The 14,147-nt window shown below is 69.3% G+C and carries 11 protein-coding genes, 2 pseudogenes and 1 riboswitch; of the genes and pseudogenes, 4 read left to right on the forward strand and 9 right to left on the reverse strand.

Going from position 1 to position 14,147, the window contains the following annotated elements:
• Positions 1-62: 62 nt before the first annotated feature.
• The 3 genes and pseudogenes from BLU84_RS20885 to BLU84_RS28840 form a co-directional block, all read right to left on the reverse strand.
• Positions 63-1,322: an RNA polymerase sigma factor gene (locus tag BLU84_RS20885; RefSeq protein ID WP_074871701.1), complete on the reverse strand. Its 1,260-nt coding sequence runs from the start codon at positions 1,320-1,322 to the stop codon at positions 63-65.
• 345 nt (positions 1,323-1,667) lie between these two features.
• Positions 1,668-2,120: a VOC family protein gene (locus tag BLU84_RS20890; protein ID WP_074871704.1), complete on the reverse strand. Its 453-nt coding sequence runs from the start codon at positions 2,118-2,120 to the stop codon at positions 1,668-1,670.
• A gap of 128 nt (positions 2,121-2,248) precedes the next feature.
• Positions 2,249-2,296, reverse strand: a pseudogene (locus tag BLU84_RS28840) (DUF6053 domain-containing protein); the annotation flags it as partial.
• Here BLU84_RS28840 and BLU84_RS28845 point away from each other — a divergent pair.
• A pseudogene (locus tag BLU84_RS28845) lies at positions 2,277-2,339 on the forward strand (DUF6053 domain-containing protein); the annotation flags it as partial. The pseudogenes BLU84_RS28840 and BLU84_RS28845 sit on opposite strands and share 20 nt — an antisense overlap.
• 24 nt (positions 2,340-2,363) lie before the next feature.
• Here the strand turns inward: BLU84_RS28845 and BLU84_RS20895 are convergent.
• On the reverse strand, positions 2,364-2,789 hold the full coding sequence (locus BLU84_RS20895) for a YciI family protein (protein WP_074871705.1): 426 nt from the start codon (positions 2,787-2,789) through the stop codon (positions 2,364-2,366).
• A gap of 821 nt (positions 2,790-3,610) precedes the next feature.
• Positions 3,611-5,563, reverse strand: a complete 1,953-nt coding sequence (gene acs / locus BLU84_RS20900) for an acetate--CoA ligase (protein ID WP_074871708.1) — start codon at positions 5,561-5,563, stop codon at positions 3,611-3,613.
• Positions 5,564-5,845: 282 nt separating this feature from the next.
• On the opposite strand from acs, the gene BLU84_RS20905 reads away from it, so the two are divergent.
• The 3 genes from BLU84_RS20905 to BLU84_RS20920 all read left to right on the forward strand — a co-directional run bounded on the left by BLU84_RS20905 (position 5,846) and on the right by BLU84_RS20920 (position 10,204).
• On the forward strand, positions 5,846-7,285 hold the full coding sequence (locus tag BLU84_RS20905) for a DcaP family trimeric outer membrane transporter (protein ID WP_233431195.1): 1,440 nt from the start codon (positions 5,846-5,848) through the stop codon (positions 7,283-7,285).
• A 246-nt stretch (positions 7,286-7,531) separates the two neighbouring features.
• Entirely contained in the window at positions 7,532-9,196 is a 1,665-nt protein-coding gene (locus BLU84_RS20910) for an MFS transporter (RefSeq protein ID WP_074871710.1), read from the forward strand.
• 429 nt (positions 9,197-9,625) lie between these two features.
• The gene (locus BLU84_RS20920) at positions 9,626-10,204 is read left to right on the forward strand and encodes a uracil-DNA glycosylase family protein (RefSeq protein WP_074871714.1); all 579 of its coding nucleotides are present in this window, start codon (positions 9,626-9,628) and stop codon (positions 10,202-10,204) included.
• Position 10,205: 1 nt separating this feature from the next.
• On the opposite strand, the gene BLU84_RS20925 is transcribed toward BLU84_RS20920, so the two are convergent.
• From BLU84_RS20925 to BLU84_RS20940, 4 genes are all read right to left on the reverse strand, one after another.
• Positions 10,206-10,811 (reverse strand): trimeric intracellular cation channel family protein, encoded by a 606-nt coding sequence (locus BLU84_RS20925; protein ID WP_074871715.1) that lies wholly within the window; start codon positions 10,809-10,811, stop codon positions 10,206-10,208.
• A 160-nt stretch (positions 10,812-10,971) separates the two neighbouring features.
• Positions 10,972-11,076, reverse strand: a riboswitch (glycine riboswitch).
• Positions 11,077-11,384: 308 nt separating this feature from the next.
• The gene (locus BLU84_RS20930; protein WP_074871718.1) at positions 11,385-12,116 is read right to left on the reverse strand and encodes an ABC transporter ATP-binding protein; all 732 of its coding nucleotides are present in this window, start codon (positions 12,114-12,116) and stop codon (positions 11,385-11,387) included.
• Complete coding sequence (locus BLU84_RS20935) at positions 12,113-13,099, reverse strand: hypothetical protein (RefSeq protein WP_074871720.1); 987 nt, start codon at positions 13,097-13,099, stop codon at positions 12,113-12,115. The genes BLU84_RS20930 and BLU84_RS20935 overlap by 4 nt, the downstream gene beginning before the upstream one ends.
• Positions 13,100-13,325: 226 nt before the next feature.
• Positions 13,326-14,144, reverse strand: a complete 819-nt coding sequence (locus BLU84_RS20940) for a kanamycin nucleotidyltransferase C-terminal domain-containing protein (RefSeq protein ID WP_074871722.1) — start codon at positions 14,142-14,144, stop codon at positions 13,326-13,328.
• Between the last annotated feature and the right edge of the window lie 3 nt (positions 14,145-14,147).

The following is a 14,147-nucleotide window of genomic DNA, read 5'->3' on the forward strand; positions in this document are numbered from 1 at the left end:
CGTATCTGCGGTGTCTCGGTCGCGGCTTGCGCCGCTCCTACAGGGGGAATCGGCGCATCGCCTCAATCGCACTGCGCCGCGCGGCCGAGCAGGAACTCGCGTTCGCGCGCGTTGCGGGTCAACGCGGCGGCGCGTTCGAACTCGGCGCGCGCTTCGGCGCGACGGCCGAGCTTGAACAGCAGGTCGCCGCGCACGCTCGGCAGCAGGTGGTACTGCTTCATCGACGGTTCCTGCATCAGCGCCTCGACCAGCGGCAGCGCCGCTTCGGGGCCGAACGCCATCGACACCGCGACCGCGCGGTTGAGCTCGACCACCGGCGAGGGCGTGCGCTGCGCCAGACGCTGGTACAGCGTGGCGATGCGCGCCCACGGCGTGTCCTGCGCGGTCGCCGCGCGCGCGTGGCAGGCGGCGATGGCGGCCTGCAGCACATAGGGGCCGTCGGACCCGCCCAGTTGCACCGCGCGCTCCAGCGCGGCCAGGCCGCGCTGGATCTGCAGCCGGTCCCAGCGCGAGCGGTCCTGATCGAGCAGCAAGATCGGTTGGCCGTCCGGGCCGGTGCGCGCTTTCGAACGCGAGGCCTGGACTTCCATCAGCGCGACCAGGCCGAACACTTCCGGCTCCTTCGGCATCAGCCCGGCCAGGATCCGGCCCAGGCGCAGCGCGTCCTCGCACAGGTTCGGCCGCATCCAGTCGTCGCCGGCGGTGGCCGAATAGCCTTCGTTGAACACCAGGTAGATCACTTCCAGCACCGAGGCCACACGCTGCGCGAGTTCTTCGCCGCGCGGCACCTCGAACGGCACCTGCGCATCGGCCAGGGTGCGCTTGGCGCGGACGATGCGCTGGGCGATGGTCGGCTCCGCGGCGAGGAAGGCGCGGGCGATCTCGTCGGTGGTCAGGCCGCCGAGCAGGCGCAGGGTCAGGGCGACGCGCGCCTCGGTCGACAGCACCGGGTGGCAGGAGATGAACACCAACCGCAGCAAGTCGTCGCCGATGTCGTCGTCGAGCTTGTCGAAGAACCGGTCTTCGGCGCTGTCCTGGTCGGATTCGAGCTCGTAGCCGATCTCCTCGTGCTTGCGGTCGAGCAGCTTGCGCCGCCGCAGCCGGTCGATGGCGCGGTTCTTGGCGGTCTGCATCAGCCACGCGCCGGGATTGTCGGGCACGCCGGTCTCGGGCCATTTCTCCAGCGCCACGACCAGCGCGTCCTGGGCCAGTTCCTCGGCCAGGCCGACGTCGCGGACCATGCGGGTGAGACCGGCGATGAGCTTGGCCGATTCGATGCGCCAGACGGCGTCGATGGCGCGGTGGGTGTCGGTGGCCGTCATGGCGACGGATGACACCACCTCGCGGGCCGGGTCGCAAGAGCCAACGGGGCGTCTATCCGCAACCGCCGCGCTGGAGCCGGAGCACGGCGCGGGCAGGCGGGATGAACGGCGTGCGGTGGAATCGGGCCGGACGCGTGCCGCATCCTGCTGCGTTCCCACCCCGTCGTTCCGGCGAAAGCCGGAACCCACTTTGCTGTAGCTTTCGCGCGAAGCGCAAAAAATCGAAATGGAGTCCGGCTTTCGCCGGAATGACGGTGGATGAAGATGCCGCGGCTGGCGCCGGCCGGGCGCGATCGCGGCGGCGGCGGGCGCCGATGCGATCGCAAGTCCGGCCGCGAACGCAGATCAGGCCGCGGCCTGGCCGTGCTCCTGGCCTTCCACGCAGCCCATCGCCTGCACGCAGTTGAGCATCCACGGCACGCCGAAACGGTCGGTGAGGATGCCGTAGGCCAGCGCCCAGAAGGTTTCCTGCAGCGGCATCTCGATCTTGCCGCCCTCGGCCAGCGCCTTGAAGATGCGCGCGGCCTCCTCCGGGTCGTTGAGGCTCAAGGTCACGTGCGCGCCCTTGATGGCCTCGTAGGGACAGGCCTGAGTGGCATCGGTGCCCATCAGCATGAAGCCGTCGAGCTCGTAGCAGCCGTGCATGATCTTGCCGCGCTCGGCGTCGCTGAGGTGCTCGCAGCCCGGATTGTCGGCGAAGGGCATCAGCGCGTGGATCTTGCCGCCGAGGATCTTCTGGTAGGTCTCGAAGGCCTGCTTGCAATCGCCGTTGAAGGACAGGTAGGTGTTGAGTTGCATGGTGGCGGCTCCTGGTTCGGATGAAAGGGGGAAGCGCGGCACCGCGGGATCGGTGCGGCTTCGATAAGACGACGAATGCGGCGCGGGCGAATCGACAAAACGCGCCGAGATTTTTGTGCGAGGGGCTTCTAGCCCGATGCCCTTGTGGGAGGGCCTTCAGGCCCGATGCTCTTGGCTCAGGTCGCGGCGATCCGAATCAAGCGCCCCGGGCCTGAAGGCCCTCCCACAGCCCGGCCCCGCAGCTCAGTGACGGCCGGCCACTTGCTCGCGCAGCTGTTCTTCCGCGGCCTGCAGCTCGGGCGTCAGCGCCTCGCCGAAATCGGCGGCGTCGAACACCTGGCGAATTTCGATCTGCGACTGCGAGCCGTCCGGGTTCGGCACCCGCTTGACCCACTCCACCGCTTCCTCCAGCGAGCGCGCCTGGATCAGCCAGAACCCGGCGATGAGCTCGCCCGGCGCCGCGAACGGCCCGTCGGCGACCCGGCGCGCGCGGCCGTCGAAGTGCACGCGCGCGCCGCGCGAGCTGGGGTGCAGGCCTTCGCCGCCGAGCAGCACGCCGGCGCGGACCAGTTCCTCGTTGTAGGCGCCCATCGCGGTCAGCAGCTCGGTGCTGGGCATGACGCCGGCTTCGCTGTCGGCGGTGGCTTTGACGATCAGCATGAATTTCATGGTCGTGGTCCTCGTCTGGGCCGGCGGGAGGCCGGCTTCTGAGAGGACGACGAATTGGGTTTGGTGGAATCGACACGCTTGGGCGGCCGGAGGCGAGGGAGCCGGAGGCCGTCCTGTAGGAGCGGCGCGAGCTGCGATCAACCGAAGCCGCGTACGAAAGCGCAGCCCACCGAAGCCCGGCCCTCCCCCAAACGCCGTCCCGACAACAACGCTCTACCCACAGCTCGCGCTTCTTCCAGCCCGTCATCCCCGCGAAGGCGGGGATCCAGAGACTTCAGAGCCCTGTCGCGATGGAGCCCTGGATCCCCGCCTTCGCGGGGATGACGGCTTGGGGGCTGCCCGAATCCCTGCTTTCGCGGGATGACGGCTTGGGGCGCTGCCCGGATCCCTGCTTTCGCGGGGATGACGGCTTGGGGGCGCTCACAGAACCCTGCTTTCGGGGAATGACGGCTTGGGGGCGCTGCCCGGATCCCTGCTTTCGCGGGATGACGGCTTGGGGCGCTACCCGGATCCCTGCTTTCGCGGGGATGACGGCTTGGGGTGCTGCGCAGATCCCTGCTTTCGGGGAATGACGGCTTGGGGGCGCTGCCTGGATCCCTGCTTTCGCGGGATGGGGGCTTGGGGGAGCGCGGGTTGTTTTTGGGGAAGCTTTGGGGGGTTTCGGCTTCGGGAGGTTGCGCTTTCGTACGTGGCTTCGGTTGGTCGCGGCTCGCGCCGCTCCTACAGGGGGTAAACCGACCTACGCCGGCCCCAAAAAAAAGCGGACCGGGTCGCCCCGATCCGCCGTTTTGCCTTTTGCCCGCCTTCCGACGCGGCTGCGCTTACTTGCCCAAGCGCTCGTTCACCAAGCTCTCCACCACCGACGGATCGGCCAGCGTCGAGGTGTCGCCCAACTGGTCCGGCGCGTTCTCGGCGATCTTGCGCAGAATCCGGCGCATGATCTTGCCCGAGCGCGTCTTCGGCAGGCCCGGCGCCCATTGCAGGTGGTCGGGCGTGGCGATCGGGCCGATTTCCTTGCGCACCCAGGCCACCAGTTCCTTGCGCAGCTCCTCGCTCGGCGCCTCGCCGGCGATCAGGGTCACGTAGGCGTAGATGCCCTGGCCCTTGAGGTCGTGCGGGAAGCCGACCACCGCCGCTTCGGCGACCTTGGGATGCAGCACCAGCGCGCTCTCGACTTCGGCCGTGCCGATGCGATGGCCGCTGACGTTGATGACGTCGTCGACGCGGCCGGTGATCCAGTAATAGCCGTCGGCGTCGCGGCGGCAGCCATCGCCGGTGAAGTAGTTGCCCGGGTAGGTCTTGAAATAGGTTTCGATGAAACGCGCATGGTCGCCGTAGACGGTGCGCATCTGCCCCGGCCACGACGCGGTCAGCACCAGATTGCCCTCGGCCTCGCCTTCCAGCAGCTTGCCGTTCGCGTCCACCAGCGCCGGCTGCACGCCGAAGAACGGCTTGGTCGCCGAACCCGGCTTGAGGTCGATCGCGCCGGCCAGCGGCGTGATCAGGATGCCGCCGGTCTCGGTCTGCCACCAGGTGTCGACGATCGGGCAGCGGCCGTCGCCGACCACGTCGTAGTACCAGCGCCAGGCTTCGGGATTGATCGGCTCGCCGACCGTGCCGAGCAGGCGCAGCGACTTGCGCGAGGTCTTCTTGACCGGCTCGTCGCCGTCGCGCATCAGCGCGCGGATCGCGGTCGGCGCGGTGTAGAAGATGGTGACGTTGTGCTTGTCGATCACGTTCCAAAAGCGCGACACGTCCGGATAGTTCGGCACGCCCTCGAACACCAGCGCGGTGGCGCCGTTGGCCAGCGGGCCGTAGACGATGTAGCTGTGGCCGGTGACCCAGCCGACGTCGGCGGTGCACCAGTAGACGTCGTCCTCGCGCAGATCGAACACCGCCTCGTGGGTGAAGCTGGCGTAGACCAGATAACCGCCGGTGGTGTGCAGCACGCCCTTGGGCTTGCCGGTGCTGCCGGAGGTGTAGAGGATGAACAACGGGTCTTCCGCGTTCATGCGCTCGGGCTCGCACTGCTCGCTCTGGCCTTCGACGACGACGTCGTACCAGCGGTCGCGCGGCATCTGCATGTCGACCGCGGCGCCGGTGTGGCGCACCACGATCACGGTCTCGACCGAGTGGGTGCCCGGCAGCTTCAGCGCGGCGTCGACGTTGGCCTTGAGCGCGATCTTCTTGCCGCCGCGCAGGCCTTCGTCGGAGGTGATGACCAGCTTGCTGGCGCAATCGGCGATGCGGTCGGCGATGGAATTGGGCGCGAAACCGCCGAACACCACCGAGTGGATCGCGCCGATGCGCGCGCAGGCCAGCATCGCCACCACCGCCTCGGGAATCATCGGCAGGTAGATGGTGACGCGGTCGCCCTTGGCCACGCCGAGGTTGCGCAGCGCATTGGCCAGGCGGCATACGCGCGCGTGCAGCTCGCGATAGGTGATGGGTTCGGCCGGCTGGCTGGGATCGTCGCGCTCGAACAACAGCGCGGTCTTGTCGCCGCGCTCGGCGAGGTGGCGGTCCAGGCAGTTGACGCTGACGTTGAGCTCGCCGTCCTCGTACCACTTGATGCGGAAGTCGCCCAGGTCGTAGCTGACGTTGCTGATCTTGCTCGGCGGCTTGAACCAGTCCAGACGCTGGGCGATGCGGCCCCAGAAGCCGTCCGGATCGCGCACCGACTCGGCGTACTGGCGCTCGTATTCCTCGCGCGTGTAGCGCGACTGGGCGGCGAACGCCGGGTCGACGGGATGGACGCTGGCGGGGTTGCTCATGGGGGCTCCGTGCGATGTGCCGTGGCTGCGTGGGGTCGGACGCGGACCTGCGAGGATAACGGACGGCCGACGCCGTTTCGCCCTCCGCGCACGTCCGCTCGCGGTCCACGCAGTGTGCCGCAGCGCAACAACGCCGGCGCCCCCGCGGCGTTAGACGATGGTCGTAAGCCGCGCAGACAGGCGTCGTTTTTCGACCAATGGCGAATGGTGGCGCCGGCGCGGCGGCGCGCAGGCTGGCCGCGGCCGCACGTTCCGGGCGGCGTTCCTCGGGAGGGAATCACGATGTTGTCTAGCCTGCTCACACGCGGCGCGGGGGCGCACGCCAGGGCCCATGCAGAACCGGCGCGCACGCGCGGCCGTTCGCTGCTGGCCGCTTCGGTGTTGCTTGCGCTGCTGCTGCCCGGCCATGCCCTGGCCCAGACCGCCAAGGAAAAAGAACTGGAAGCGCGCGTGGCCGAACTGGAGCGCATGGTCCAGCAACTGGTCTCGCAACAGCAGCAAGTCCAGACCCAGGTCGCCGAGGTCAAGACCGCGCAGGCCGCCGCGCCCGCGGTGGCGGCGGCGCCGGCGCCGGCGGCCAAGAATCCGATCCAGTCCAGCACCATCAGCCCCTCGGCCAATCCGGGCACGCGCTTCAGCTACGGCGGCTTCATCAAGCTCGATGCCTCGGTCACCTCGACCGACGCCGGCGACATCGCCGACGGTTCGGTCGGCCGGCTGTTCTACGTGCCCAAGGCGATCCCGGTGGGCGGCAAGGCCAACCGCGAAGGCGGCGCGGACACCGACATGGGCGCGAACTTCTCGCGCTTCTGGTTCGCCGCCGATACCGACCTGGACAGCGGCGACAAGCTCAAGGGCTATCTGGAATTCGATCTGTTCGGCGGCGGCTCCACCGCCTTCACCGGCAACGAGATCGCCACCAACACCTATGCGCTGACCGTGCGCCACGCCTACGTGACCTGGAACAAGTGGCTGGCCGGCCAGACCTGGTCGAACTTCCAGGACGCCAACGCGCTGCCGGACACGGTCGACTTCCTCGGCCCGACCGAAGGCACGGTGTTCGTGCGCCAGGCCCAGCTGCGCTACACCAGCGGGCCGTGGTCGTTCTCGGTGGAGAATCCGGAAACGGTGTACACGCCGTTCCGCGGCAACATGGCCCAGGTCGCCGGCGACGACGGCGCGGTGCCGGACGTGACCGCGCGCTACACCGCCAAGGGCGACTGGGGCCATTTCAGCGTCGGCGCGCTGGCGCGGCAGCTCAAATACCAGAACGGCCGCGCCAACGACAGCGCCAGCGGCTACGGCATCAGCGTGTCGGGCAAGTGGAACCTCGGCGCCAGCGACGATCTGCGCTACATGGTGACCGCCGGCAGCGGCATCGGCCGTTATGTCGGTCTGGCGCTCAACAACGACGCGGTGCTCGACGCCAACGGCGGGCTGGAGAACATCGACCTGATCTCCGGCTTCGTCGGCTGGCGCCATGTGTTCAGTCCGAAGCTGCGCGGCAACCTGTTCTATTCGCGCGCGCAGTACGACAACGACACCGCGCTGACCGGATTGGGCATCACCAAGTCGGCGCAGTCCGCGCACGTCAACCTGATCTACACGCCGATCCCGAAGCTCGACATCGGCGCGGAGTACATCTGGGGCCAGCGCGAGATCGAGACTGGCGAGAAGGGCGAGCTCAATCGCTTGCAGACGCATGTGAAGTACAGCTTCTGATCGATGCGATATCGGGCGGCGACTGCGCCGCCTCCCACCCGTCGTTGCCGCGAAAGCGGGAACCCGGGGCTTCATCCAGGCATGGCGCTGAAGTCTCTGGATCCCCGCCTTCGCGGGGATGACGGACCGAAGGTTTCGATGCGGGCATGAAGGCTCGCGACACCACCTGCAAGCGCAGCAACGACGAAAAGAAAAAACCCCGGCGGGCCACGGCCCGCTTCCATCCACTGTTCGGGGGAACAGCCCATGTCCAGCACCACCGCCAGCCCGTCTCCGCACGCGGCGCCGCTGACGAAAGACCACCGCAAGGTGATCTTCGCCTCCAGCCTCGGCACCGTCTTCGAGTGGTACGACTTCTATCTGTACGGCTCGCTCGCCGTCATCATCGGCAAGCAGTTCTTCGGCGGCCTCAACGAGACCAGCCAGTTCATCTTCGCCCTGCTCGCCTTCGCCGCCGGCTTCGCGGTGCGGCCGTTCGGCGCGCTGGTGTTCGGCCGGCTCGGCGACATGATCGGGCGCAAGTACACCTTCCTGGTCACCATCGTGCTGATGGGCCTGTCGACGTTCCTGGTCGGCATCCTGCCCAGCTACGCGACCTTGGGCATCCTCGCCCCGATCATCCTGATCGTGTTGCGCCTGCTGCAAGGCCTGGCGCTGGGCGGCGAGTACGGCGGCGCGGCGACCTACGTGGCCGAGCACGCGCCCAACGGCAAGCGCGGCCTGTACACCAGCTTCATCCAGACCACCGCGACCATCGGCCTGTTCCTGTCGCTGCTGGTGATCTGGGGCTGCCGCAACTACCTGGGCAAGGAAGAATTCGAAGCCTGGGGCTGGCGCATTCCGTTCTGGGTCTCGGTGATCCTGCTCGGCGTGTCGGTGTGGATCCGCATGCAGTTGGCCGAATCGCCGCTGTTCCAGCAGATGAAGGCCGAGGGCAAGACCTCCAAGGCGCCGATCACCGAGAGCTTCTTCTCCAAGAACGGCAAGATCGCGCTGCTGGCCCTGCTCGGCGCGACCGCCGGCCAGGCCGTGGTCTGGTACGGCGGCCAGTTCTACTCGCTGTTCTTCCTGACCAAGACGCTCGGCATGGATCCCAACCAAGCCGACATCTTCATCGCCATCGCCCTGGCCCTGGCCACCGGCGGCTTCGTCTTCTTCGGCTGGCTGTCGGACAAGATCGGGCGCAAGGTGATCGTGCTCGGCGGTTGTCTGCTCGCGGTGCTGACCTACTTCCCGGTGTTCAAGGCGATCACCCACAACGTCAACCCGGCGCTGGAAGCCGCGGTCGCCGCCTCGCCGGTCACCGTCACCGCCGATCCGGCGCGCTGCGCGTTCCAGTTCGATCCGGTCGGCAAGGCCGCGTTCAAGCAGTCCTGCGACGTGATCAAGTCGGCGTTGGCGAAGAAGGGCATTCCGTACCAGAACGCGCCCGGCGCGGCCGGCAGCCTGGCCACGGTCAGCATCGGCGGTACCACGTTGAACAGCTTCGAAGGCGAAGCGCTCGACAGCGCGGCGTTCAAGGCCCAGTCCGAAGCCTTCGGCAAGCAACTGACCGACGCGTTGGCCGCCGCCGGCTACCCGGCCAAGGCCGATCCGGCGCAGATCAACAAGCCCAAGGTGATCGCGCTGCTGACCTTCCTGGTGCTGCTGGTGACGATGGTCTACGGCCCGATCGCCGCCTGGCTGGTGGAACTGTTCCCGACCCGCATCCGCTACACCTCGATGTCGCTGCCGTACCACATCGGCAACGGCTGGTTCGGCGGCTTCCTGCCGTTCACCGCGTTCGCGATCGTGGCGGCGACGGGCAACATCTACAGCGGCCTGTGGTACCCGGTGGTGGTGGCGGCGTTCACCGTGGTGATCGGTGCGTTGTTCCTGCCTGAGACTAAGGATCGCGATATCACCGAGTGAGGGGTGGTCGCTTCGGATGACTGCGCCGGCCTTTTGGCCGGCGTAGTTTTTTGGAGAATCGGGATTCGGGAATTGGGGACGGGATTCGGGATTCGGGATTCGGGATTCGGGATTCGGGATTCGGGATTCGGGATTCGGGAAAGGCTACGAGCCGCTACGCCTCCTGCCTACCGTCATCCCCGCGAAGGCGGGGATCCAGAGACTTCAGAGTCATGTCGCGATGAAGCCCTGGATCCCCGCCTTCGCGGGGATGACGAGCAAAAGCAGGCCGCGCGTTCGCCACATCCCCGATCCCCCATCTCCCATCTCCCATCTCCCATCTCCCATCTCCCATCTCCCATCTCCCATCTCCCATCTCCCATCTCCCATCTCCTATCTCCTATCTCCAGTCGCCAACCTCCCCCCAGCCTCCGGACTTACCATAGCCCCATGGCCTCCCTCCCCACGCTGCTGCGCGAGATCCGCGCCTGCACCCTGTGCGCCGCGCACCTGCCGCACGGCCCGCGCCCGGTGCTGCAGGCGAGCGAAACCGCGCGGCTGCTGATCGCCGGGCAGGCGCCGGGGCGCAAGGTGCACGAATCGGGAATCCCCTTCGACGACGCCAGCGGCGAACGCCTGCGCGACTGGCTCGGACTGGACCGCGACACCTTCTACGACGCCGCGCGCGTGGCGATCGTGCCGATGGGCTTCTGCTACCCAGGCAAGGGCAAGTCGGGCGATCTGCCGCCGCGGCCCGAATGCGCACCGGCGTGGCAGGCGAAGCTGGCGCCGCATCTGCGCGGAATAAGGCTGACCCTCGCCGTCGGCCAGTACGCGCAAGCCTGGCACCTGCCCGAGGCGCGCTCGCTGACCGAGGCGGTGGCCGCGTGGCGCGCGCATTGGCCGCGGCTGCTCGCGCTGCCGCATCCCAGCCCGCGCAACAATCTGTGGCTCAAGCGCAATCCGTGGTTCGAACGCGAACTGGTGCCGGCGCTGCGCGAACGCGTCGCACAGGCGCTGGCCGAGTGAGTCACTGGTACACGAACTTCGGCATTTCCCATTCGTAGCGGATCGCCAGCAGGCGGAACGCGAAGCCGCCACCAAGACAGGCCAGCACCGCCACGTCCTCGCTCACGCCCAGGCGCAGCAACAGCAGATAAGCCACGCCGGTCAGCAACGACACCACCGCATACAGCTCGCGCTGGAACACCAGCGGAATCTCGTTGCACAGCACGTCGCGCAGCACGCCGCCGAACGCACCGGTGAGCATGCCGGCCACGACCACGATCGCCGGCTGGTGCCCGCCTTCGCGCGCCACCGCGCAGCCGATCAGGGTGAAGGCGACCAGCCCCAGCGCGTCCAGCCACAGGAAGGTGCGGCGCAGGTAGTGCAGCTTCTTGGCCACGATGGTCGCCGCGAACGCGGCGCCGACGGTGTAGCCCAGGTACTCGGGATGGCGCACCCAGCCCAGCGGATAGTGGCCGAGCACGATGTCGCGCAACGAACCGCCGCCGAGCGCGGTGACGCAGGCGATGATGACCACGCCGAACAGGTCCATGCGCCGCCGCCCGGCGGCTAGCGCGCCGGTCATGGCTTCGGCGCTGATGGCGATGAGGTAGATGATCTGCAGCAACACGGCAACGTCTCCGGCAACGGTCGGGAAGACCGCGGCGGCGCGGGAACCGATGCGCGCGCAGGCGCTGCGTCGCGAAGCGGACGCAGGCGGACGGCGGGGCCGCGCACGCCAGGGCGCGCGCAGCGATGCGCATCGGTTTCCGCGGCCTGAGCCGCGGCGCCGCTCCCGCTGTCCTTTTACCTGAGAGTTTGCGCGGCGCCGGCGAGGCCGGGCCGCTTGCCCCTTCGGTGGGCCGTCGATGCGGCCTCTCTCCAGATCGGCGATGTCGTTGCAGTGTTCTGGTGCGGCGAATCCGAAGGAACTTCTGATTCGGCGAACCGGGCCTGAGCGATTATGGGAGCCTGCGCCTTCGGCGGGCGGCGGCGATCGGCCGGCGCCTCTCTTCTGCGAACGGGCGGCATGGTAACAGGCCGCGACCGGCGCGGCCTGCCCCAATCCCGCGGCCCACGATCCATGCGATCTACCTGTAGGAGCGGCGCGAGCCGCGACTGCGACACCGCGCTTACGACGCGACCGGCTACCCCGCAGTCGCGGCTCGCGCCGCTCCTACAGGGGCCCCAGGTCGCTCACGCATCAATCGCCGGCCAAGGCCCCGACCATCGATTGCTCCAGCGACCGCTGCGGATCGGCGCGGATCGCATCCAGTTCATGCGCATCCCACTGCCGCCGCAAGCGCCCCTCGACCAGCAGCGCCGCGCGAGTAATGAAACGCTCGGCGACGTCCAACGAATGCGTCGCCAGCAACACCGCCACTCCGCGTTCGCGCGCCAGCTGCTGCAGATAGCGCTTGAGCGCATAGGCGCTGAGCGGGTCCAGGCCGTTGAGCGGTTCGTCCAGCACCAGCAGCGGCGGCTCGCCGAGCAGGCCCAGCGCGATCGCCAGTTTCTGCCGGGTGCCGAGCGAGTACTGGCCGATGCGGCGGTCGAGCATCGGCTGCAGCGACAACGTCGCGCACAGCGCCAGGGTCGGCTCGGGAATCGCGTCCAGGCCGCGCGCGCCGGCGAACAGGCGCAGGCATTCGCGCCCGCTCAGCAGCGGCGGCAGGCGCGCCGGATCGACCGCGAAGCCGAGCGCGCGCCGCGCCGCGAGCGGTTCGCGGGCGAGGTCGTGGCCGCCGATCAGCACCCGTCCCGCGCTCGGGCGCAGCAGCCCGGCCAGACAGTGCAGCAAGGTGGTCTTGCCCGAGCCGTTGGGGCCGATCAAGGCGGCGAAGTCGCCCGGCATCAGGCGCAGGTCGATGCCGTGCAGCACGGCGTGCTCGTCGTAGCGGTGCTGCAGGCCTTGCAGTTCCAGCGCCGCGTTCATGGCCGCCGTCCCGGACGCAGCGCCGCCAGCGCGGGCAGGCACAACAGCGCGCCCGCGGCGAGCAAGGCCGGCGCGGCGCGCCAGCCAAGACCGAGCAAGGCCGCACCCGCGCCGGCCATCGCGCCGGCGCACACGAACGCGAACGCGGGATAACGCCAGGCCGCGCGAGCCAGATCGCGCCGCGGCAACGGCGTCGCCGCCAGCGCGCTGCCGGCGGCGACCGTGGCGGCCGCACAGGCCTGGGCGAGCAGGCTGAACCAGGCCAGCGCGGTGGCGATCAGCAGCACGCCGGCGCCGGCCGCGAGCGCGGTCGATCCCGGCAAGCCCATCAGCACCGCGCCGATCATCCAGGCGTGGCCGCCGCGGCGCCAACGCAGCAGCGCTTCGCGGCGCTGCCAGTCGCTCAGGTGCGGCAGGCGCGCGTCGTCGAGCCAGCGCAGGCCGAACAGCGGCGCGCGCGCGCCTTCGCGCAGGCGTTGGGCGGGACGGCGGCGCTGGCGCAGCGCGGCGATCAGCCCGAGCGCAGTTCCCGGCACCACGCCGGCGGCAAGAACGAAGAAGGCGCTGCGCAGCCGCGCGCCGTCGCCGCCGAGCGCGGCCAGCAGGCCCGCGCTGGCCAGCAGCGCGGCCGCCGCACCGAGTATCGCGAGCAGTGCGAGCGTGCGGGTGATCCGCGCCGGCTCCAGCGGCGCCGCCGCCCACCAGCCGTGGCGCAGGTTTTCGTCGAGCCCGGCCAGGCGCGCGCGGGCGCTGGCGTAGGACGTCGCCAACGCCAGCAGCACGAACGGTAGCGGCAATTGCGCGATCAGGCGCGGCAACGCGGCCGGCAACGCCGCCGCCTCGCCGCCGAACGCGCGCAGCGCGAGGCTGACGACCACCGCCGCGGCCAGCGCCGCGACAGCCCCGCGCCCGCGCCGCCAGCCGCCGCCGCGCACAGCGGCGAGGCGGGCTTCGCGCAGCCAGGGATGGAACAGGGGCGGCATGGGACGAGGGTAGCGCGGATAGGTGGGCGCAAGGTCGACGCTACAGTGAGCGGCGCGCGCAGGTGGGTCCGATGCCTTCGGATGAGGGTGACGACCCGATCCAAAAGCGTTCGGGCCTGAAGGCCCTCCCACAACAACCGAAGCCCGGGCCGTTGTGGGAGGGCCTTCAGGCCCGATGCTTTCCTGTCGGCCTCGGCGAACGCTTGCGCCAAGTCGACCCGATGCCTCAGCGCTCGCCCGCCACGCAGCGTCGCCGCACCGCTTCGGTCAGCGCCACCTCATGCACCCACGCCTCCAGGCCGGCCCACACCCGCTCCACGGTGGTCACCACCAGCGCCTCGTCGCCGAGTTCGCCCTGGGCCACCAGGCGGTACAGCTCGACCGCGCCGTCCGGGCCCGGCAGGTCGGCGGCCTCGTCGAACAAGGTGCCGGCGCTGGCGTAGAGGTGGCGCTCGGCCAATGCGGACAGGCAGGCCACGTGCACGGCGAACTCGCCGGCCAGCAGCGCCAGCGGCTTGCGCGCGTAGCGGTTGCGCAGCTTGCCGATCAGTTCGTACAGCTCGCCGACCACGATCTCGGCCATCGCCCGCTCCACTTCCGCATCGTCGGGATGCGCAGCCAGCGAACGCAGGGTTTCGAACAGCGCGCCGTGATCGGGCGCGATCCACAGCGCGCGCGCGTGCACGAACTGGCCGTGGCTGATCGGCCAGGCCTCGTCGACTTCGCGCGCGAACGCTTCCACCGCGCTGCGCGACATCAGGTTGACCTCGGCCTTGCCGCGGCCGTGCACCCATTCCAGCGATTCGTCGAAGTCCGCGCCGAACGCGGCGTCTTCCAGCACCGCCCACAGCTCCACGTCCGAATACGGGCCGTCGCTGTCGCGCGCGGTGGAGCCGTACAGCGCCACCGCCAGCAGGCGTTCGCCGAAGCGCTGGCGCAGACGTTCGAGAATGAGGGCGACCAGGTCGCGGCGTTGTTCGGAGGTGACCGATTGCGGTCCGGCGAACAAGGTGTCCAGTTCGCCCTGCGGCAGTGCGTAATCCATCGC

The sequence above is a fragment of the Lysobacter enzymogenes genome, assembly GCF_900106525.1.
In the GTDB taxonomy this organism is placed as follows: domain Bacteria; phylum Pseudomonadota; class Gammaproteobacteria; order Xanthomonadales; family Xanthomonadaceae; genus Lysobacter; species Lysobacter enzymogenes.